Below are 19,293 nucleotides of genomic sequence, written 5' to 3'. Positions count from 1 at the left end.
CCGGGTCCTGTGCAGGCACCATGTGTCGAACCCGAGGAGGCTATTATGGTCAACACCGAGAAATTCCGTGGCATTCTCGAAAGCCGCCGCGACGAACTGATCGAACGGCTGCGTGAAATCGACGAGACGCTCGACAGCCACCAGTCGAAGGACTGGGAAGAACTGGCGACCGAGCGCGAAGGCGACGAGGTGCTCGAAGGCATGGGCGTCTCGGGCAAGGCCGAAATCGCCAAGATCCAGGCCGCGCTCGAGCGTGTGCAGACGGGCGAATACGGCTATTGCGTCAGCTGTGGCGACGAGATCTCCGAGGAACGGCTCGACGTCGTGCCCTACACCCCGTTCTGCCGCGATTGCGCAGACAAGCGCGGCTGAGGCCGCGCGTCAGCGAGGAGGCAACATGGCATTCGAAGAGATCAAGGCCGCGATCGACGCCTTGATGGTGGAAATCGCCGAACGGCCGGAAGACCGCCACGTGCTGCAGGAGCAGATCCGCGTGAAACTGGCGGAACTGCGCGCGCTGGGTCTGCCCGTGCCCGCCGACCTGAAGCAGTTCGAGGAAGACCTGTCCGACGACGACGACGACGACGGCTTCGACAACGTGCCGGTCTGACGCCGGCCCCGGCGATTGCGCTTTGCATGCGTGGGGCCTGCGCCTAGGATCCCTGCATTGTCTGGTAAGCGGGTTGCCGCCGTTCATGGTGGCGCTGGTGGGGGTATATGGGCGAGGTCGTTCGGGTCAGGCTGCGCGAAGCCGTGGCGCTTGTCGCCATCGACAATCCCCCGGTCAACGCGATGGACCGCGCCGTGCGCGTCGGTCTCGTCGCGGCGTTGGACGCCGCGCTCGCCGATCCTGCTGTGTCCGCCATCGTGATCCGGGCCGAAGGCCGCGGCTTTTCCGCCGGTGCCGATCTGCGCGACCTGTTCCGCCCCGATGCCGCGCCGACGCTCGCCGATCTATGCCAGCGCATCGAGGATGCGCCGAAACCGGTGCTCGCCGCGATTCACGGCAATGCGCTCGGCGGCGGCTTCGAACTCGCGCTCGCCTGCCATTACCGCCTTGTCCACTCAGGGGCGCGGCTCGGCCTGCCCGGGGTGGCGCTCGGGCTGGTGCCCTCGGCCGGGGGCGGGCAGCGCCTCGCCCGGATCGTCGGCGCGCGCATCGCGCTCGACATGCTGATCTCCGGCCGCCCGGTCGGCGCCGAGGCAGCCGCGCAGCTCGGGCTGGCGGACAGGGTGATCGAGAAAAACCTCGACCGCGCGGCGTTCGGCTCGGCGCGCAACCTCGCGCGCGCCGAGGCCGGGCCAAGGCCCACCGGTGCGCGCCGCGAGGGCTTCGCCGATCCGGCGGGCTACCTTCAAGCCATCGCCGAACGCCGCGCCGGCATTGCCGGCGATCGGCGCGACGTGGTGCATCGGGCCGTCAATATCGTGGAGGCGGCGCTGCTCCTGCCGTTCGAGGCAGGGCGGGCGATGGAGCGGGCGCAGTTCGAAGCGCTGGTCGCGAGCGATCAGGCCCGGGCGCTGCGCGATGCCTTCCTCGCCGAGCGCCGCACGCTGCGTCACCCCGCGCTGGCCGGGCAGGCGCCGCGCGCGGTGGCGCGGGTTGGGGTGGTCGGTGGCGGGCGGCTTGGCGCGGGGATCCTGCGCGCCTGCCTCGCGGTGGGCTTCGCGGTGACGCTGGTGGAAAAGGATGCCGTCAGCCGCTCGGCGGCCCGCGCGCGGATCGTGGCCGGGATCACGCGCGAGGCCGGTCTCGGGCGGCTCGACGCGGCCGCCCGCGCCGACCAGATCGACCGGCTGGCGGTGGCGGACGAGATCGAGGCGCTCGCCGGGGCCGACCTCGTGATCGAGGCGCTCCCCGAGGATCTCGAAGGCCGGCGCGCGGTCTTTGCCCGGGCCGGCGCGGTGACGCGGCCGGGCACGGTGCTGGCGAGCGCGGGCCTCGGCCCCGACCTTGCCGCGCTCGCCCGTGCCTCGGGCCGCCCGGCGGACGTGATCGGCCTGCGGTTCTTCCTGCCGGCGCAGCGGGTGCGGCTGCTGGAGGTGGTCTGTCCGCCCGAGGCCGCGCCGGACCTCGCCGCCACCGGCGTGGCCTTCGCCCGGGCGCTGGGCAAGCTGGCGGTGCTGCCGGGTGCCGGCGGCGACAGCCTCACGCTGCCGGTGTTCGCCGCGCTTTTCGGCGTGGCGTCCGAGGCGCTGCTGGGTGGTGCCGGCCTGGTCGAGACCGATACGGCCCTGCGGGACTACGGTTTCGCGCTCGGCCCCTTCCAGCTCGCCGATCTTGCCGGGCTCGACCGTCTCGCCGCGCTGGGCTGGTCCGGCCCGGGCGGCGCGTTGCTCGGTGGCATGGCCAGCGCGGGGCTGCTGGGCCGGGCGGTTGGCCGGGGGTTCTACAGCTATGGCGCCGGCGGCAGAGCCGATGGCCCGGCGCCGGGTCTTGCCGCGGTCGTCGCCGGGCTGCGCGCCGATCCCGGAACGGGCGGGCCTCGACCGGCGCAAACAGGGATCGCCGAACGCGCGGCGCTGGCGATGGCCAACGCGGGCGCGCGGCTCGTCGCCGAGGGCGTCGCCCATCGCCCGTCCGACATCGACGCGGCGATGCTCGCGGGCTTCGCCTATCCGCGCTGGCGCGGCGGGCCGATGCGGGCCGCCGATGCCGCCGGGCTGCTGAATGTGCGCAACCGGCTGCGCGCGCTCGACGGGAGCGGGGCCGGGCTTGGCCCGCCGTCGCCGCTGTTCGACAAGTTGATCAAGGAGGGCGCCAGCTTCGCGCGGCTCAATGCCGGTGCGGCCAGCCGGCCTCCGGACGGAAGCGGCGGGGTCAGGTGAGGATCACGCCGACAACAACCATCATCAAGCCGATGGCGGAGAGCGCGAAGGCCCCCATGTTGAGCGGCAGGGCGCGGGCCACCGCCTGCTTGAGCGCCTCGTCGTCAAGGCCGGCCCGCTTGGCTTTCACAACCCGGACCATGGAAAGCACGAGCCCCGCGAGGCCGATGCCCGCGACGATCGCACCCGTGAAGATGAGCCAGTCCATGCACGTATCCTCCCCGCCGCCGGTGGGCGGCGTCTGCGTTGCGGACATAGCGCGCGACAGCGCCGGATTGAAGCCCGAAACCGCAACGACCCGCCGGGGCGCGGCGCGGCGCCGGAACACCCTTGAAGGATGCGGTCGGCCCGGGTAGCAAGGCGCGACCCAACCCCCCGGAGGACCCGATGGACACGCCCTCAGACGATATCACCAAGCCCGAAAGCTACCGCGTGACGGCCGACGAACTGCGCCAGTTCATCGAACGGTTCGAGCGGCTCGACGCCGAGAAGAAAGACATCGCCGACCAGCAGAAAGAAGTGATGGCCGAGGCCAAGGCGCGCGGCTACGACACCAAGGTGATGCGCAAGGTGATCGCGCTGCGCAAGCGCGACCGCGACGATATCGCCGAGGAAGAAGCGGTGCTCGAGATGTACAAGGAAGCGCTGGGGATGTGACCTTCGCGCCCCGGCGGATCAGGCGGTCAGCACCGTCACGCCGGGGATGCGGGCGATCTCGATCAGGTCGTCATCGTAATTGGCGGTGAACTGGTCCATCAACTCCGGGGTCCAGCCCGGCAGGTCGATCTCTTCCTCCACCTCGTCGTCGAGAGCGTATTTGTCGAGGAAGGCCGCCAACACCCGGCGCCGCTGGATCTCGTTGGCCGGCGGGTGGCTCGCGAGGTAGCTGCGCAGCCGCTTGATCCCTTCCTTGGCCATGATCCGGGCGAGAATATCGAAGCCGCCCATGAGCTTGACCTGCGGGTCGAGCCCGCCAACCTCGTGCATCACCTCGGGCCAGATCATCGGCGTGTCTTCGTTGCACCAGACCGTGATTGGCGTTTCGGGATTGTGCTCGCGGATGTCGAGCACGACGTCCGACCACACCAGCGTATCGGGATCGACCCCGGCGACGTAATCCTCGAAGGGGCCGGGCTGCACCACCTGGTGCAGTGCCGGAACGAAGGTGGCCGGGTTGCGCACGGCGAGGAAGAACTCGACATGGCTGTCGGGAAACAGGTTGCGCAGCGCCGCCGAATTGCGCCCGGCGTTGCGGTAGAGCAGGCCGTTCTTGAGCGCATTCACCGAGTTGCCGAGGAAATTGTCGTTCGAAAGCACCAGCCGTTCGGTTCCGTCGCTCTCGAGGATCGCCTCGAAGATCACGTCCTGGGTATCGAGATTGGCGGGCGCGCCGTCGAGTCTGTCGAGCACCTCGCGCAGCAGCGGGCGGTAGCGGCCGGGCCCCGGCACGCTGACCCCGTGCTCCGACAACACGTCCTGATTTCGCAGCAGGGACTTGATCAACTGGTCATCGTCGGTGCAATGCGCGCCGAAGTGGATGGATATGTTGGTGGAGTGCATGAGGTGAGGGTGCCTGCGATCTCGCTTGCTGGAATTTCCCTGCAATATACCGGGTTTTCCGTCTAGATAAACCGGTTATAAGGGGCGACGATGGCCGACGAAAAGACTCAAGTTTCCCTGCCCCGTCCGGGGCTGCGCCGCCCGAGCCCGTGGTCGATCGGTGCGCTGGTGATCGGGCTCGCGGTGGTCGGGCCGATCCTCGCCGTTCTGTGGATGGCGCTGAACCCCGAAGACAACGTCTGGCCGCACCTCATGGCCACGACGCTGCCGCGCTACATTTCCAACACCGCGCTGATCGCCGGGTCGGTGGCGTTGCTGGCGGCGGTGGTCGGGACCGGCGCGGCCTGGCTGATCGCGACCTACCGCTTCCCCGGGTCGCGCTACCTCGAATGGCTGTTGCTGTTTCCGCTGGCGATCCCGGCCTACGTCGGGGCCTATGCCCTCGTCGATTTCCTCGAATACTCCGGCCCGGTGCAAACCGGCCTGCGCGGGCTGATGGGCTGGCAGGACGCGCGCGACTACTGGTTCCCCGAGATCCGGTCGCGCTGGGCGGCGGTGATCGTGCTGGCCGCGGCGCTCAACCCCTACGTCTACCTGCTCGCGCGCACCGCCTTTCGCGAACAATCGGGCGGGATCTACGAGGTCGCCCGGGCGCTCGGCGCGGGGCCCTTCGCACGGTTCTGGCGCGTCGGCCTGCCGCTGGCCCGCCCCGCCATCGCCGCCGGCACCGCCATCGTGATGATGGAAACCGTGGCCGACTTCGGTGTCGTCGATTTCTTCGCGGTGCAGACGCTCACCACCGGCATCTTCACCACCTGGCTTGAAATGCGCAACGCCGGCGGCGCGGCGCAGCTCGCCATGGTGATCCTCGTCCTCGTGCTCGCGCTGATGGCGATCGAGAAGGCGAGCCGGTCGAAAAGCCGTTTCTACCAGACCGCCCGGCACAGCAGCCCGGTGGAAACCATCCGCCTCACCGGCTGGCAGGGCTGGATGGCGACGGCGCTGTGCGTCGTGCCCTTCGCGGTGGGCTTCATCCTGCCCGCCGGGGTGATCCTGTGGCACGCGCTGGCCAATGCCGAGGGCTGGCTCGCGCCCGGCCTGGTGCAGGCGATGCTCAACACCCTGTTCGTCGGCGGCACCGCGGCTATCGTCACCGTGATCGGCGCGCTGTTCCTCGTCTACGGCGTCAAGCTCACCAACTCGAAACTGCCGCGCCGGATCATGCCGATCTCGACGATCGGCTACGCCGCGCCAGGCGCGGTGCTTGGCGTCGGCATCCTGATCCCGCTCGCCAGCATCGACAACCGGCTCGCCGACGCGATCCTCGGCCTCACCGGCTGGGACCCGGGGCTGATGCTCACCGGCACCGCTTTCGCGGTGATCTACGCCTATTCCGTGCGCTTCTTCGCCATCGCCCAAGGGGCGGCGGAGGCGGCGATGGACCGGGTTTCGCCCTCGCTGCCGATGGCCGCGCGCTCGCTCGGGCGAAGCGCGGGGGGCGCCCTGCGCTCGGTCTACGTGCCGCTGATCCGGGGGTCGGTGGGTACCGCGCTGCTGCTCGTTTTCGTCGATTCCGTCAAGGAACTTCCGGCGACGCTCCTGCTGCGGCCGTTCAACTACAACACGCTCTCCACCCGGGTTTACGAGAAGGCCTCGCTCGAACAGATCGGGCAGGCCGCGCCCGCGGCGATGCTGGTGATCCTGGTCGGGCTCGTTGCGGTTGTGCTGGCGGCGCGGGTGAGCCGGTAACACGGTGAGCTCCCTTGGCGAATCGTTCGCGGTGACGTAGCCCGCCGTTCAGGAGGACAAGACATGTGGAATGACCGTTTCGCCGGGGCCGACTACGTGTTCGGCAAGGAGCCTGCGCGCTTTCTCGTCGATCACGCCGACTGGCTGGTGCCGGGCGCGCGCGGGCTTTCGGTGGCCGATGGCGAGGGGCGCAACGCGGTGTTCATGGCCGGGCGCGGGGTCGAGACCGTGGCGATGGACGCGAGCGAGAACGCCATCGCCAAGGCCCGGGCGCTGGCCCGCGAGCGCGGCGTTTCGGTGGAATTTCACTGCGCCGACATCTTCGACTGGCCCTGGGAGCCGGAGGCTTTTGACCTCGTGGTGGCGGTGTTCATCCAGTTCCTCGCCCCGCCCGAGCGCGATGCGATCTTCGCGGGCATGGTACAAACCCTGAAGCCCGGCGGCGTGCTCCTGCTACACGGCTACACGCCGGAACAGATCGCCCATGGCACCGGCGGGCCGCGTGTGGCGGAAAACCTCTACACCGAGGCGCTGCTGCGCGAGAGCTTCGCCGGGCTGGAGATCGTCGAACTCAACGCCTACGAGCGTGAGATCAACGAGGGCGTCGGCCACAGCGGCATGTCGGCGCTGATCGACCTCGTGGCGCGCAAACCCGGCTGAGGCTTGCCCGGCGCGATACGCCATGCAAAAGGAAGGCATGACCCGCGCCACCCCGTTCCGCGACCAGATCCGCGCTCATCTCACGCTTGGCCTGCCGCTGATCGGCAGCCATCTGGCGCAGATGGCGATCGGCACCACCGATATGGTGATGCTGGGCTGGTATGATGTCGAGGCGCTTGCCGGTCTGGTGCTGGCCACCACGCTCTACATGGTCGTCTTCCTGTTCGGCTCGGGCTTCGCCTTCGCGGTGATGCCGCTGGTGGCGGCGGCAGCGGAGGCGGACGACGAGGTGCGGATCCGTCGCGTCACCCGGATGGGGCTGTGGATCTCGACCGGCTTTGCGCTCGCGGTGATGCCGCTGTTGTGGTTCTCGGCGCCGCTCCTGCAGCTGCTCGGGCAGAATCCCGTGCTGGCCGAAGGGGCCCAGGATTACCTGCGGATCATGGGCTGGGGGATCATCCCGGCGCTCGCGGTGATGGTGCTGAAAAGCTACCTGTCGGCGCTGGAGCGCACCCGGGTTCAGCTGATCGTCACGGTGGCGGCGGCGGTGGCCAACATCGGCTTCAACCATGCTTTCATCTTCGGCAACTGGGGCGCGCCGGAACTCGGCATCAAGGGCGCGGCCATTGCCTCGCTCGGGGTTCAGGTCATATCGGTGGCGGCGCTGGTGCTTTACGCGGTGCGGCGCTTCCCGACGCACGATCTTTTCGCCCGGCTCTGGCGACCCGACCGCGAAGCCTTGGGCGAGGTCACCGCGATGGGGTCGCACGTCGGGCTGACGGTGCTGGCGGAGGTCGGGATGTTCTCGGCGGCGGGGCTGCTCGTGGGCCTGCTCGGCACCGTGCCGCTGGCCGCGCACGGGATCGTCCTGCAGATCACCTCGCTCGCCTTCATGGTGCCGCTCGGGCTTTCCAACGCCGCCACGGTGCGCGCGGGCCGGGCCTTCGGCCGGCGCGACGGGCCGGCCCTGCGGCAGGGGGCGGCGGCGGCGCTCACGCTCGGGGTGGGTTGGGCCGGCCTCGCCGTCATCGCCTTCGTGGCGCTGCCCGAAGTGCTGATCGGGCTCTATATCGAGCCCGGCGAACCCCTGCGCGCGGAAATTCTCGCCACGGGGCGGGGGCTGCTTCTGATCGCCGCGCTGTTCCAGCTGGCCGATTCGACGCAGGTGATCGCTGTCTCGCTGCTGCGCGGGATGCAGGATACCCGGGTGCCGATGCTGATCGCCGCGGCGAGTTACTGGCTGGTGGGGATGACCTCGGGCTGGTTCCTCGGCTTCGTCATCGGTCTCGGCGCGGCGGGCGTCTGGCTCGGCCTGCTCGCCGGGCTGGGCACGGCGGCGGTGCTGCTGAGCGCGCGGTTCTGGCGGCACGCGGCGGCGCTTTGAGCGCGGGTTTGTCCTGACCGTCGCTTGGTGCACGGCAGGCTTGGCGGAACAGGGGAGGAAGGCGGGATGCGGATAGCTGCAGTGATCACCGCGCTCGTCGTGCTGGCGGGATGTGTGCCGGAGGCGGGGCGCGCGCCGCTCGCGCCGCTGGCCACCGGCGGACCTGCCGGCACCTGCACCGGCGCGCCGCAGTTCGAGGCGCCGCCGCTCAACACCTGCTCGGGCCCGCGCGCGCGGCTCGCCTTCGTGGGCGACGTGCTCCTGCACGTGCAAATGCAGGACCATGGCTACAAGGTCGGATTTGGCAACATCTGGCATCAGCCCGCGCGCTACCTGCGCACAGCCGACGTGGCGGTGGCCAACCTCGAGGGCGCGGTCGCCCCCGGCGTGGCGCAGGATGGCACGATCGGTCCCGACCCCGGACCCGGGGTCGACATCCGGGTCTACACCGGCTTTCCGCAGTTCAACTATCACCCGGTCGTGCTGCGCGACCTCGCGGCGGCCGGGGTCGATCTCGTGACCACGGCCAACAACCACGCGATGGACCGGGGGAGCGTTGGCGCCGACATGACGCTGGCCGAGGTGGCGAAGGCCGGACTTGCGGCGGTGGGCACCGTGCCGGCAGGGGCCCCGCGTGATTTCGTGCACCGCCGCGCTACCCCGGCGGGGACCATCGCCTTCATCGCCTGCAGCTTCTCCACCAATGGCCTGCCCGACCCGAAGCGCCAGCTGCTGCGCTGCTTCCGCGACGAGGCGCAACTCACCGCGCTGGTGCGGCGCGAGGCGGCGGATCCGGGCGTTGCGGGGGTGATCGTGCTGCCGCATTGGGGGGTGGAATACCGCACCAGCCCGTCGGCGAACCAACGCGCGCTGGCCCGGGCGCTGGTGGCGGCGGGAGCGACCGCGGTGGTGGGCACGCATCCCCACGCGGTGCAGCCCTTCGAGGTTCTGACCTCCCCCGGCGGCGGCGGTGCCCCGGTGGTCTACTCGACCGGTAATTTCGTCGCGATCCAGGATTTCATGCCGTCGAAGGTGGGCGCCATGGCGCTGATCGACCTCTGCCGGGGCGCCGACGGGCGCGCGGTGGCCGAGCGCGCGGGCTGGATCGCGATGGAGATGCTGTTCACCGATCGCGGCTATTGGGCCGAGATCGCCCCGAAAGGCGCCGAGGGCCGCACCGGCCGGGCGGAAGCCTTCCTGAAAAGGGTCGCCCCCGGCTTCTCCGCCCAGCCGCCCGCCTGCACGCGCTGACCGGTTTCCGGACGGAAACCGTCCCGAAATCCGTGCGGATTTCGTCTCGGAATTCGTCGCGAATTCCGCCCCCGCCGTCAGTCGCCCTTCATCATCCGGTCGGCCTTCTTGCGCACCAGGACGCTGCGCAGATCGTGCATGGCGAGCAGCAGCGCGTCGGTCACCGCCTCGAGATCGCCGTCGGAGGCGCGGGTCTGCGCCCAATGCGCGGTGAGGTTGAGGTGGTCGACGGTGCGCAGGATATCGTCGATGTCGCGCGCCGCCAGCGTGGCCTTGCGCTCCTCGATCCAGTCGTCGATCGCGGCGCGGTCTTCCTCGCTGAGGTCACGGTCGCCATGCGCCTTCACCTCGCCGTTCTTGATGTTGATCACGGCGATCTGGTCCATCTCGATCCGGCGATGGCGGTTCTCGGTATCCACGCGGAACACGAAGGCGCCGTTTTCGCGGACCCGGAAGAAATAGTCGGGCAACTCGGTTGTCATGGCTCTGCTCGTCCCTCACCGCCGCGCCGGATGCCCCGGGCACGGATCACCGCCAGTTAACGCGAGCCCATGCGCCGGTTCAAGGGGGGCGGGCCGATCAGCGCAGGGTTGCGCAGAACCTCTGGATCCGGCTGCAGGCCTCGCGCAGCTGCTCGTCGGAGGTGGCATAGCTGACGCGGAACGCCGGGCTGAGGCCGAAGGCCGCGCCGAACACCACGGCAACGCCGGTTTCCTCCAGCAGCGCGCGGGAGAAATCCTCGTCGGTCTCGATCTTCGCGCCGCCCGCGCTGGTCTTGCCGATGCAGCCGGCGATCGAGGGGTAGACGTAGAAGGCGCCCTCTGGCGTCGGGCAGGTGATCCCCTCCGCCTCGTTCAGCATCGCCACCACCAGGTCGCGACGGCGCTGGAACACCACCTTGTTCTCGGCAAGAAACGCCTGCGGCCCGTTCAGCGCCTCGACGGCGGCCCACTGGCTGATCGTGCAGGGGTTCGAGGTGCTCTGACTCTGGATCTTGCGCATCGCCGTGATCAGTTGCTCCGGCCCGCCCGCGTAGCCGATCCGCCAGCCGGTCATCGCGTAGGCCTTCGACACGCCGTTGCAGGTCAGCGTGCGGTCATAGAGCTCCGGCTCGACCTGGGCGGGCGTGGTGAAGGTGAAATCGTCGAACACCAGGTGCTCGTACATGTCGTCCGACATCACCCAGACATGCGGGTGCCGCATCAGCACATCCGTCAGCCCCTTCAGCTCGGCGGCGGTGTAGCCCGCGCCGGTGGGGTTGGAGGGCGAGTTGAAGATCAGCCACTTCGTGCGCGGCGTGATCGCGGCTTCCAGTTGTTCGGGCGTCATCTTGAACGAGGTCTCGATCCCGCATTCCACCGCCACGGGCTCGCCGCCGGCGAGCAGCACCATGTCGGGGTAGCTCACCCAGTAGGGCGCGGGGATGATCACCTCGTCGCCGGCGTTCAGCGTTGCCATCAGCGCGTTGTAGAGGATCTGCTTGCCGCCGGTGCCGACGCTGATCTGGCGGGTGGTGTAGCTCAGCCCGTTCTCGCGGGCGAACTTGTCGACGATCGCCTGCTTGAGTTCCGCTATCCCGTCGGGCGCGGTGTATTTCGTCTTGCCCGCGTTGATCGCGGCGATCGCGGCGGCCTTGATGTTGTCGGGCGTGTCGAAATCGGGCTCGCCCGCGCCAAGGCCGATCACGTCGCGCCCCGCCGCCTTGAGCTCCTGCGCGAGCGTGGTCACGGCGATGGTGGGCGAGGGTTTGACGCGGTCGAGCGTCGCGGAAAGGAAAGGCATGGTCGGTCCCGGATTTGTGCTTTGCTCGCGCATCTCTTAGGTTGACCCCAGAGCGCGATCAAGCGCGAAGGGAGAGCACAGATGACCGACATCGCCACCGACGACTGGTTTTCCGACGAACACGCCACCTTCGGCGACCGCCTTGCCGCCGCCCGCGAAGCGGCCGACCTCAGCCAGAAAGACCTCGCCAAGCGCCTCGGCGTGAAGTCCAAGACCGTGGCGGCCTGGGAGAATGACCTCTCCGAGCCGCGCGCCAACCGGCTGCAGATGCTCGCCGGGCTGCTCAACGTCTCGCTGATGTGGCTGCTCAACGGCAATGGCGAGGGGGTCGACCCGCCGGGCGTGGAACCCGCGCTCACCCGTGACGCGCGCCAGGTGCTGCTCGAGATGCGCGAACTGCGCGGCGACATCGACGAGGCCGCGAACCGCCTCGCCCGGCTCGAGAAAAACCTCAAGAAGCTGATGGAAGCCTCGCTGGTATGAGCGAGGATCACGCCACCCGCCTCAAGCGGCTCGCGATGCGGTCGGCCCGGCGCGGCACCAAGGAGATGGACATCATCCTCGGCCGCTACGCCGGCGTGCACCTGGCCGCAATGGCGCCGGGCCGGCTCGATCTTTACGAGGCGCTGCTCGAGGAAAACGACCAGGATCTCTACCAATGGGTCACCGGCCAGGTGCCGCCGCCCAGCCGCTACAGCGCGCTTTTGGCCGAGATCGCCGAACACACGGGCACCGCGGCGCGCGGTTAACCATGGTGCCGGATCGGCGCGGAAAAGCTCGTTTTTTCCGCGTCGTTTAACCGAATGTTCGATGTTTCCACCGAAGGTCCGAATTCAAACGGAATTGGTGGAGAGTTGAATGAGCATGCATTCATCCATCGGGCAGGCCCTGAAGCCGGGCTACCTCGGCGATTATCTCGAAACGCTCGCTCTGGTCGAACGGCTGCATCGGCTGGTGCTGGACGTGATCAAGGACGAGTTCGAGCGCCTCGGCATGCTCGAGATCAACCCGGTGCAGGCGCTCTTGCTGTTCAACATCGGCGACAACGAGGTGACCGCGGGCGAACTCAAGTCGCGCGGCTACTACCAGGGCTCCAACGTCTCCTACAATCTCAAGAAGCTGGTCGAGATGGGCTACATGCACCACCAGCGCTCCGAGGTCGATCGCCGCTCGGTGCGGGTGCGGCTGACGGCGAAGGGCCGCGAGGTGCGCGAAACCGTGGCGGGGCTGTTCGCGCGCCACGCCGAGGGGCTGGAAACGCGCGCCATCCTCGGCCCGGGCCAACTCGACGAATCGAACGCCGCGCTCAAGCGGATCGAACGCTTCTGGACCGACCAGATCCGCTACATCTACTGACCGGGCCCCCGGCGCCCCTCGCGCCGCCGCCCCCCGGCATCACCCGCTGGCGTGCTCCGTGATCTCGCGGGTGCGTCGGCGCATTGCGCAAGATATAGTGGGGCGGATCAACGAGGGAGAGATTCGCCATGGCCCTGAGCCCGGAACAACAGGCCGAGATCGACGCGCTGCGCGCATCACCCAGCCAGACGCTGCGCGCCACCGCCCCCGGCATGGAGCGCCACCTCTACAGCGCCCACGCGGTGCTCGACCACGGGATGGTGCGGGTGATCGACTACATGGGCGACGACGCCGCGATCTGCCAGGCCGCCCGCGTCAGCTACGGCAAGGGCACCAAGAGCGTGCAGAACGACGAGGGGCTGATCCGCTACCTGATGCGGCACTGGCACTCCACGCCGTTCGAGATGTGCGAGATCAAGCTGCACGTGAAACTGCCGGTCTTCGTCGCCCGGCAATGGATCCGCCACCGCACCGCCAACGTGAACGAATACTCCGCCCGCTACTCGATCCTCGACCGCGAATTCTACATCCCCGCCCGCGAACACCTCGCCGCGCAATCGACGGTGAACAACCAGGGCCGGGGCGAAGTGCTGGGCGACGAGGAAGCCGCCCGCGTGCTCGAAATCCTGAAAGCCGACGCCGGGCGGGCCTACGACAATTACGAGGCGATGATTTCACAGGACGGCCAGCAGGGCCTCGCCCGCGAACTGGCCCGGATGAACCTGCCCGCCAACATCTACACCCAATGGTACTGGAAGGTGGACCTGCACAACCTCTTCCACTTCCTGCGCCTGCGCGCCGACCCCCACGCGCAATACGAAATCCGCGTCTACGCCGAAACCATCGCCGCCGTGGTCGCCGACTGGGTGCCGTTTGCCTACAAGGCCTTCGAGGACTACCGCATGGGTGGCGCCACCCTCTCGGCCACCGCCCTTGATTGCATCCGCCGGATGGTCAAGGGTGAAACCGTGACGCAGGAAAACTCCGGCATGTCCAAGGGGGAATGGCGGGAGTTCGAGGGGGTTTTGAGGGGGTAGGGGAGGTGGCCTCGGAGATCGAATTGGAGACCGTTTTTGGCAATGGATAGCGATCAGATCTCTGACGTAGACCGTTTTCTGGCAAACGAAAGCAAAGTGTTGGATGGGTTTCAACCGCACTGGACGCACGCCAAGGGATACAGAGACTACCAACTCGCTTGGCCAATATCGGAAGAGGACACAGGCCGTACCCGAGCTCATCTACGTTTCCGCCTGCCCGATCAGGATTTCCGTTTCCCCTCTATCAGCCTCATTTTTCGCGGCCAAAATGTGGCTCGCGTGGACCAAGCCCCACCGGAAGTATGCAAGCCGAACCATCCGGCGGCGCAGCGCTTGGGCTTGCCGCATCAAGTATGTGGCCCCCATTTCCATTCATGGGAAGACAACCGGGAGATTGTCAGGGGTAGTGAGCAATGGCATTTGCCGGTGAGGCGACCAATTCATGAAGAATTGAATGACCTAGACGCTATGTTCTTCTGGTTCTGCAGCCAAACAAATGTAAGGATCGAGGCCCACAACAGACCCATCTTGCTCCCGGATGCGGGGCTCTTCGGTATTGGCCATGCTTGACTGTTCACAGATACGCAGAGTTTTGGAAACGTACGATGTGTGCGAACGCACCGATCAGGGTATGCGCGTGTCAACACATTGTCTTTATCCTTCATTCGAACAAGTCGACGTTTTTATTGTAGGGCACGGAGATGGGTATCTCGTTCACGATGGAGGCGGTGCTGCAAGGGTTGCGTGGTTGCATGGGTTGGAAGGTAGATCTCTGACAAGAAGTCTGACACAGGCGGCATCGATATTCGGATGTGAAACAAAAGACGAAACGATCGCAATCGAAGTGCCTTCGGGCGACTGGCTTTGGTCCGCTGTGGCCAGTGTTGCAAATGCGGCCGCAGATGCCGCTCGCGCTGCCGTCGGTCGCGTCGGGGCAACGAGAGAGAGCAATCTCATCGGCAGGACAAAAGCGATTTTGGACAAAGCCCAATGGAAGCCCAAAACGTCGCGCGATTTCAAGTATCCTGGTAAGAGCGGGAAGATCCATACTTTTGATCTTTCGATAGAGAGCGACCACAAGTTGGCGTTGGTGGACGCTGTCGTCGCCCATCCCGGCTCGATTGCGGCGAAGTATTTGGCATTTTCGGACACGGAAAGCCGACCCGGCTTATTCAAGTATGCGTTGTACGAGAACGAGTTGGCACCAGAGGACAAGGCACTTCTGTCCAATGTCGCAGACCTGATTTCGTACAAAGCGATATCAGGCACTAACGGAGAATTCCTGCTATATCAGTAGGTCCCGATCCTCCGGAGCGACGCGGGTGCGACCCGCGCCCACCCACTGTCCGGGCGCGAACCTGTCCGGGGCGCGCCGATCGAAACGCGGGGCAGGCCGGACTTCACCCCGGCAATCACCGCCCCACGGCGTCGCGACGCCCACACAAAGAAAAACCCCGCCGGGGCGATGCCCGGCGGGGTTTCTTATTCAGCGGTGTGCCGAACTTTAGGCGAGGCGGATCGCGCCAGCCGATTCGCGGCCGTCACGGCCGGACTCGAGCTCGAATTCCACCTTCTGGTCATCGGCGAGGCCGGTGAGGCCGGCGCGCTCGACGGCCGAGATGTGGACGAACACGTCCTTGCCGCCGTTGTCGGGCGCGATGAAGCCGAAGCCTTTAGTTGCGTTGAACCATTTCACGGTGCCAGTAGCCATCGTGTTTTCTCCTATCAATGGGTCCACGTATGTGGTCCCCTCTTACCGCCCACGGAATGCGGCGGCTTGGTAGCGCAGTCAGGTCTCAGTCCGACTGCTAGTGATAGAAGGCGGGAAGATAGATCTGTGGTACGCTCCCCACATGGGGCCTCGCGGGGCGCATTGCAAGGAAAATCGCCCCGGCCCCGCGAGATTCATCCAGTTCCCGGTGCCGGGCGTAACCAGTTCAAACCAAAGGATCGGACCCAGCGATGCAACTTCTCGTGCTCTACCTCGTCACCGCCCTCGTGTTTCTCGGCCTCGACGCCGTGATGCTGAAAAACGTCCTGCGCCCGCTGTTCGCCTCGCGGCTGGGCGACTGGCTGCTCGAGGATATCCGCATCGTTCCGGCGGTGCTGTTCTACCTGTTCTACGTCGGCGGCGTGCTGTGGTTCGTCTCGCTCCCGGCGCTGCGCGACGGGGCGCCGCTGAACGCGCTGATCTTCGGCGCGCTGCTCGGCGCGATGGCCTATGGCACCTACGAGTTCACCAATTACGCCACGCTGGCGCGCTGGTCGCCGCAGATGGTGGCGATCGACGTGGCCTGGGGCGCGGTGCTCACCGGGGTTTCGGCCTGGGTCGGGGTGCTGGCGGCGCGGGCGATCGGCTAGGCCCGGCGCGGCCACGAAAAACCCCCGCTGGCACGCTGCCCGCGGGGGTTCGGTCTTGCGAGGGGCGCTGGCCCCGGATCAGAGCAGCTTGAGGTCGCCCGCCGACTCACGGCCGTCGCGCCCGGCGATCAGCTCATACTCGACCTTCTGGTCGTCCTTCAGCCCGGTCAGCCCGGCGCGCTCGACGGCCGAGATATGGACGAAAACGTCCTTGCCGCCGTTATCGGGGGCGATGAAGCCGAAGCCCTTCGTTGCGTTGAACCATTTCACGGTGCCAGTGGCCATCCGATCTCTCCTTCGTGTTACCCGTCCGCGGGATTGCGACGGGGTGGTGCAGCCAGTCTTCAGTCATCGGCTGCCCCGGAAGGAGCGGTCGTCTGGAAGTTCTGTTGTCACCCGATTAGGGTGGCAAATCGGTAAAAAAACGCAAGAGAAGATTTTGTGAAAGCGAGGCGGGCATGAAGGTTTACGGGATCGCGAGCTGCGACACGGTGAAAAAGGCGCTGCGGGCGCTGGACGCGGCGGGGCACCGGCCGGAATTCGTCGATATTCGCAAGACGCCGCTGGAACCGGCTGAAATCGCAAGGTTTTTTGCCGAGTTCGGCGAGGCGCTGGTAAATCGGCGCTCGACCACGTGGCGCGGGCTTTCGGAAACGGAGCGCGCAGAGGCCCCCGACCGGCTGATTTCCGCGCATCCGGCCTTGATGAAACGTCCCGTGATCGAGGCCGGGGAGGGCCTCACGCTGGGCTGGGACGCGCAAGCCCAGGCCCGCTGGCTTGGCAAACCGGGCGAGGGTGCCTAGGTCTGACGCGGTACAAGGAGAGCTGATATGCGCAACGCGGCACTGGTTCTGGGCATCATCGCCGGGAGCATCGGGATGATCGTCGGTTTGTTCGGCTACGGCTGGACCTCGCTGGTGGAACGCCAGCCCGACGTCGAGACGATCTTCGGCAATTTCGACAATCCGGCGCTGGTGCGCTTCACCTCGATTGCCGCGCCGGTGCTGGCGATCGCGGGTGGTGCGATGGCGAGGGTGCGCGCGCTCTGGGGCGGCATCCTGCTGCTGATATCGGCGGTCCTGATGTACCAGGCGTTCAGCTTCAACACCGCGACGATGTTCCCCATCGTCATGGCCGGTCTCGCGGGCGTTCTGGCGATCGCCGCGGGCAAACCGGACGAACCGAAATCACATTTCTAGCCGCCGCGCGACCAGCCGGTCGAGCGAGAGGGGCCCTGCGCCCTTCACGATCAGGGTGACGAACAGCAGCATCCAGAACAGGCGTTGATCGAGGATGTGGCTGTCGGGCACCCGGTCGAACCAGGCGCCGATGGCGGTGGCGTCGGCGCCGTGGCCGATGATGTCGGTGAGCGATTGCACCACCACGAAGCCGATCATCCCCAGCCCGGCGAGCCGCGTGGCAAGGCCGAGGATGACCAGCGCCGGCAGGATGAACTCGGCCAGCGTGCCGGCGGTGACCACGGCCCAGTGGAACAGCCCGAGCTGCGTGGCGTCGTAGCCCGCGGCCTCCATCGCGCGGGGGAAGATCTGCGCATAGGCCCCGAGCGAGGGCGAGAGAAAGCCGAAAAACCCGTCGCCCAGCTTGGTCAGCGCCGAGGCCCAGAAATAGCCTGCGAGCGTGGCGGCGAAAGTGAAGCGTGCCAGCGTCGGCAAGAGCCAGTCGCCCGTGGCATCGAGGCGGGTGAGCAGGGTTTTGATCATTCGGGCACCTCGATGGCGATGATGGACTTGGTGTCGAGCAGAAGGGTGAGGGTAGCCGCAAGGTCGATGTCGTCGCCCGCGGCCTCGAGCGCCGCGGCGAAGGGTAGGTCGGCAAGCAGCGCGAGGATCAGGCGCGCCGCGGCGGGCGCGATCGGCCGCGGCCATGGGTCCCAGTCGGGGCGGGTGACGAGCACGGTCTCGGCGCCGCCTTGCGCCGGCGGGGCGTCGGCTTCGGTATTGGCGCGCCAGATCGCGTGGATCGGGTAGGGCGAGGCGACGACGCGGGTGGCGGGCGCAAGCCGCAGCCGCGCCTCCATCAAGCGCGGGTGGGCGAGCGCATCGGGGGCGACGGGCGCGGCATCGGCGGCGTGGTAGGCCGCGCGCATCGCCAGTTCCAGCCGCGCCACGTCGGCGAGATAGGGCAGCTGCGCCACCGGCTCGAAGGTTTCCAGAAATCCGGGGAAGGCTGCGCCATATCGCGCCAGCACCGGCGAGTCCGGCGGGTGCGCGCGCACGAATACACCGGCCATGGCACGGAAGAACTCGTCGCCCACGAGCTTGAGGATCACCGGAAAACCGGTGGCCATCGCATCGGTCAGGCTCACCACCACGTTGTTGCGGTAGACCGCGAAGCGGCGGTCGGCGGGGCCGCCGCGCGCATCGCTCAGCCCCGGCGGGATGGCGAGCGTCGGGTCGAGCAGGGCAGGGGCGAAGTCGCTCATGGCCGCGCCTCGGCCAGCATGGCGTTCGCCCGGGCCGCTTCGGCGGCGAGCACCGGCCAGGCTGGCACGTCGTTGTCCCATTCGATGAGCGTGGGCATCGGGCCGGTGCGGGCGAGCGTATGGGCATAGAGCTGCCACACCGGATCGACCACCTCGGCGCCGTGGCTGTCGATCAGCAGCGGCGCGCCGCGATCGTCGACCTGCGCATCGTGGCCGCCGAGATGGATCTCACCCACCGCCTCGACCGGGAAGGCGTCGATATAGGCCTCCGGGCGCTCGCCCCGGTTGGTGCAGGCGACGAAGACATTGTTGACGTCGAGCAGCAGCCCGCAGCCGGTGCGGTGCACCAGTTCGGCGAGAAAGTCGGTCTCGGCCAGCGTGGTTTCGTCGAAGTCGAGGTAGGTCGCCGGGTTCTCCAGCAGCATCCGCCGCCCGAGCGCGTCTTGCACCTCGGCGATATGATCGGCGACGCGGGCAAGGGTGGCCTCGGTGTAGGGCAGCGGCAGGAGATCGTTGAAGAAGGTGCCGCCGTGGCTTGACCAGGCGAGATGTTCGGAAAAGCTCGCGGGGGTGAGCCAGTCAACGAGGCGCTTCAGCCGGTCAAGATGGGCGCGGTCGAGCGGATCTTCGCCGCCGATCGACAGCCCGACGCCGTGGACCGAGATCGCGAAGCGGTCGGCCAGCGCGCGCAGTTGCGCCAGCGGTCGGCCACCGTCGCCCATGTAGTTCTCGGCGTGCACCTCGAGCCAGCCGACAGCGCCGGGATCGGCGAGGATGTCGCTGTAATGCTGCGGTTTGTAGCCAACGCCGGGGGCGGCGGGCAGACTGGGCGGGGACGTGTCGAACATCGGGGCCTCCGGGGTCTGCCCCCGGGCCAGCGC

General features: G+C 67.6%; 26 protein-coding genes. 17 read left to right on the top strand and 9 right to left on the bottom strand.

Annotated features, from left to right (window positions below):
- Nucleotides 1-45: 45 nt before the first annotated feature.
- From IEW01_RS15100 to IEW01_RS15090, 3 genes are all read left to right on the top strand, one after another.
- A complete protein-coding gene (locus IEW01_RS15100; RefSeq protein WP_188529240.1) occupies nucleotides 46-372 on the top strand; it encodes a TraR/DksA family transcriptional regulator in 327 nt (108 codons plus the stop codon).
- Nucleotides 373-397: 25 nt separating this feature from the next.
- Nucleotides 398-610 (top strand): hypothetical protein, encoded by a 213-nt coding sequence (locus IEW01_RS15095; protein ID WP_188529238.1) that lies wholly within the window; start codon nucleotides 398-400, stop codon nucleotides 608-610.
- A gap of 107 nt (nucleotides 611-717) precedes the next feature.
- Entirely contained in the window at nucleotides 718-2,829 is a 2,112-nt protein-coding gene (locus IEW01_RS15090; protein WP_188529235.1) for an enoyl-CoA hydratase-related protein, read from the top strand.
- Here IEW01_RS15090 and IEW01_RS15085 read toward each other — a convergent pair.
- Entirely contained in the window at nucleotides 2,822-3,037 is a 216-nt protein-coding gene (locus tag IEW01_RS15085) for a hypothetical protein (RefSeq protein ID WP_188529233.1), read from the bottom strand. The two genes, IEW01_RS15090 and IEW01_RS15085, sit on opposite strands and share 8 nt — an antisense overlap.
- 179 nt (nucleotides 3,038-3,216) lie before the next feature.
- Between IEW01_RS15085 and IEW01_RS15080 the strand changes: the two genes are divergently transcribed.
- A complete protein-coding gene (locus IEW01_RS15080) occupies nucleotides 3,217-3,486 on the top strand; it encodes a DUF2312 domain-containing protein (RefSeq protein ID WP_188529231.1) in 270 nt (89 codons plus the stop codon).
- Nucleotides 3,487-3,504: 18 nt separating this feature from the next.
- Here the strand turns inward: IEW01_RS15080 and IEW01_RS15075 are convergent, their stop codons facing one another.
- Nucleotides 3,505-4,389, bottom strand: a complete 885-nt coding sequence (locus tag IEW01_RS15075; RefSeq protein ID WP_188529229.1) for a hypothetical protein — start codon at nucleotides 4,387-4,389, stop codon at nucleotides 3,505-3,507.
- 90 nt (nucleotides 4,390-4,479) lie between these two features.
- Here IEW01_RS15075 and IEW01_RS15070 point away from each other — a divergent pair, with 90 nt between their 5' ends.
- The 4 genes from IEW01_RS15070 to IEW01_RS15055 all read left to right on the top strand — a co-directional run bounded on the left by IEW01_RS15070 (nucleotide 4,480) and on the right by IEW01_RS15055 (nucleotide 9,433).
- Nucleotides 4,480-6,138 carry an ABC transporter permease gene (locus IEW01_RS15070; protein ID WP_188529227.1) on the top strand — a complete coding sequence of 553 codons (1,659 nt, stop codon included), beginning with the start codon at nucleotides 4,480-4,482 and terminating at the stop codon, nucleotides 6,136-6,138.
- Nucleotides 6,139-6,201: 63 nt separating this feature from the next.
- Nucleotides 6,202-6,798 carry an SAM-dependent methyltransferase gene (locus IEW01_RS15065; protein WP_188529225.1) on the top strand — a complete coding sequence of 199 codons (597 nt, stop codon included), beginning with the start codon at nucleotides 6,202-6,204 and terminating at the stop codon, nucleotides 6,796-6,798.
- Nucleotides 6,799-6,835: 37 nt separating this feature from the next.
- Nucleotides 6,836-8,182, top strand: coding sequence for an MATE family efflux transporter (locus IEW01_RS15060; protein WP_188529223.1), 1,347 nt, complete (start codon nucleotides 6,836-6,838; stop codon nucleotides 8,180-8,182).
- 66 nt (nucleotides 8,183-8,248) lie between these two features.
- Nucleotides 8,249-9,433 carry a CapA family protein gene (locus IEW01_RS15055; RefSeq protein WP_188529221.1) on the top strand — a complete coding sequence of 395 codons (1,185 nt, stop codon included), beginning with the start codon at nucleotides 8,249-8,251 and terminating at the stop codon, nucleotides 9,431-9,433.
- Nucleotides 9,434-9,510: 77 nt separating this feature from the next.
- Here IEW01_RS15055 and IEW01_RS15050 read toward each other — a convergent pair whose 3' ends face one another.
- On the bottom strand, nucleotides 9,511-9,915 hold the full coding sequence (locus IEW01_RS15050; protein WP_188529219.1) for a hypothetical protein: 405 nt from the start codon (nucleotides 9,913-9,915) through the stop codon (nucleotides 9,511-9,513).
- A 97-nt stretch (nucleotides 9,916-10,012) separates the two neighbouring features.
- Nucleotides 10,013-11,215: a pyridoxal phosphate-dependent aminotransferase gene (locus IEW01_RS15045; protein WP_188529217.1), complete on the bottom strand. Its 1,203-nt coding sequence runs from the start codon at nucleotides 11,213-11,215 to the stop codon at nucleotides 10,013-10,015.
- A gap of 81 nt (nucleotides 11,216-11,296) precedes the next feature.
- On the opposite strand from IEW01_RS15045, the gene IEW01_RS15040 reads away from it, so the two are divergent.
- From IEW01_RS15040 to IEW01_RS15015, 6 genes are all read left to right on the top strand, one after another.
- Entirely contained in the window at nucleotides 11,297-11,698 is a 402-nt protein-coding gene (locus IEW01_RS15040) for a helix-turn-helix domain-containing protein (protein WP_188529215.1), read from the top strand.
- On the top strand, nucleotides 11,695-11,964 hold the full coding sequence (locus tag IEW01_RS15035) for an FAD assembly factor SdhE (protein WP_188529213.1): 270 nt from the start codon (nucleotides 11,695-11,697) through the stop codon (nucleotides 11,962-11,964). Before IEW01_RS15040 ends, IEW01_RS15035 begins: the two co-directional genes overlap by 4 nt.
- A 109-nt stretch (nucleotides 11,965-12,073) precedes the next feature.
- On the top strand, nucleotides 12,074-12,571 hold the full coding sequence (locus IEW01_RS15030; RefSeq protein WP_188529211.1) for a MarR family winged helix-turn-helix transcriptional regulator: 498 nt from the start codon (nucleotides 12,074-12,076) through the stop codon (nucleotides 12,569-12,571).
- Between the two features lie 128 nt (nucleotides 12,572-12,699).
- Nucleotides 12,700-13,608, top strand: a complete 909-nt coding sequence (gene thyX / locus IEW01_RS15025) for an FAD-dependent thymidylate synthase (RefSeq protein WP_188529209.1) — start codon at nucleotides 12,700-12,702, stop codon at nucleotides 13,606-13,608.
- 42 nt (nucleotides 13,609-13,650) lie between these two features.
- Complete coding sequence (locus IEW01_RS15020) at nucleotides 13,651-14,178, top strand: hypothetical protein (RefSeq protein WP_188529207.1); 528 nt, start codon at nucleotides 13,651-13,653, stop codon at nucleotides 14,176-14,178.
- Nucleotides 14,171-14,905, top strand: coding sequence for a hypothetical protein (locus IEW01_RS15015; RefSeq protein WP_188529205.1), 735 nt, complete (start codon nucleotides 14,171-14,173; stop codon nucleotides 14,903-14,905). The genes IEW01_RS15020 and IEW01_RS15015 overlap by 8 nt, the downstream gene beginning before the upstream one ends.
- Nucleotides 14,906-15,112: 207 nt before the next feature.
- Here the strand turns inward: IEW01_RS15015 and IEW01_RS15010 are convergent, their stop codons facing one another.
- A complete protein-coding gene (locus IEW01_RS15010; protein WP_188529203.1) occupies nucleotides 15,113-15,319 on the bottom strand; it encodes a cold-shock protein in 207 nt (68 codons plus the stop codon).
- A 251-nt stretch (nucleotides 15,320-15,570) separates the two neighbouring features.
- Between IEW01_RS15010 and IEW01_RS15005 the strand changes: the two genes are divergently transcribed.
- The gene (locus tag IEW01_RS15005) at nucleotides 15,571-15,969 is read left to right on the top strand and encodes a DUF2177 family protein (protein ID WP_188529201.1); all 399 of its coding nucleotides are present in this window, start codon (nucleotides 15,571-15,573) and stop codon (nucleotides 15,967-15,969) included.
- A 78-nt stretch (nucleotides 15,970-16,047) separates the two neighbouring features.
- Here the strand turns inward: IEW01_RS15005 and IEW01_RS15000 are convergent, their stop codons facing one another.
- A complete protein-coding gene (locus tag IEW01_RS15000; protein ID WP_188529199.1) occupies nucleotides 16,048-16,254 on the bottom strand; it encodes a cold-shock protein in 207 nt (68 codons plus the stop codon).
- A 173-nt stretch (nucleotides 16,255-16,427) separates the two neighbouring features.
- Here IEW01_RS15000 and IEW01_RS14995 point away from each other — a divergent pair, with 173 nt between their 5' ends.
- Nucleotides 16,428-16,772, top strand: a complete 345-nt coding sequence (locus IEW01_RS14995; RefSeq protein WP_188529197.1) for an arsenate reductase family protein — start codon at nucleotides 16,428-16,430, stop codon at nucleotides 16,770-16,772.
- Between the two features lie 27 nt (nucleotides 16,773-16,799).
- On the top strand, nucleotides 16,800-17,168 hold the full coding sequence (locus tag IEW01_RS14990) for a hypothetical protein (RefSeq protein ID WP_188529195.1): 369 nt from the start codon (nucleotides 16,800-16,802) through the stop codon (nucleotides 17,166-17,168).
- On the opposite strand, the gene IEW01_RS14985 is transcribed toward IEW01_RS14990, so the two are convergent.
- Genes IEW01_RS14985 through bufB form a run of 3 tightly spaced genes read right to left on the bottom strand, consistent with a single transcriptional unit; the run spans nucleotide 17,157 to nucleotide 19,260 of the window.
- Nucleotides 17,157-17,690, bottom strand: a complete 534-nt coding sequence (locus IEW01_RS14985) for a DoxX family protein (RefSeq protein ID WP_188529193.1) — start codon at nucleotides 17,688-17,690, stop codon at nucleotides 17,157-17,159. The genes IEW01_RS14990 and IEW01_RS14985 overlap by 12 nt on opposite strands.
- Nucleotides 17,687-18,412: an HvfC/BufC N-terminal domain-containing protein gene (locus IEW01_RS14980; RefSeq protein ID WP_188529191.1), complete on the bottom strand. Its 726-nt coding sequence runs from the start codon at nucleotides 18,410-18,412 to the stop codon at nucleotides 17,687-17,689. The genes IEW01_RS14985 and IEW01_RS14980 overlap by 4 nt, the downstream gene beginning before the upstream one ends.
- On the bottom strand, nucleotides 18,409-19,260 hold the full coding sequence (gene bufB / locus IEW01_RS14975; protein ID WP_188529189.1) for an MNIO family bufferin maturase: 852 nt from the start codon (nucleotides 19,258-19,260) through the stop codon (nucleotides 18,409-18,411). The genes IEW01_RS14980 and bufB overlap by 4 nt, the downstream gene beginning before the upstream one ends.
- Nucleotides 19,261-19,293: the final 33 nt, after the last annotated feature.

It is taken from the genome of Sinisalibacter lacisalsi (assembly GCF_014640115.1).
Taxonomy (GTDB): Bacteria; Pseudomonadota; Alphaproteobacteria; order Rhodobacterales; family Rhodobacteraceae; genus Sinisalibacter; species Sinisalibacter lacisalsi.
This window is presented reverse-complemented; position numbering and strand designations above follow the sequence as displayed.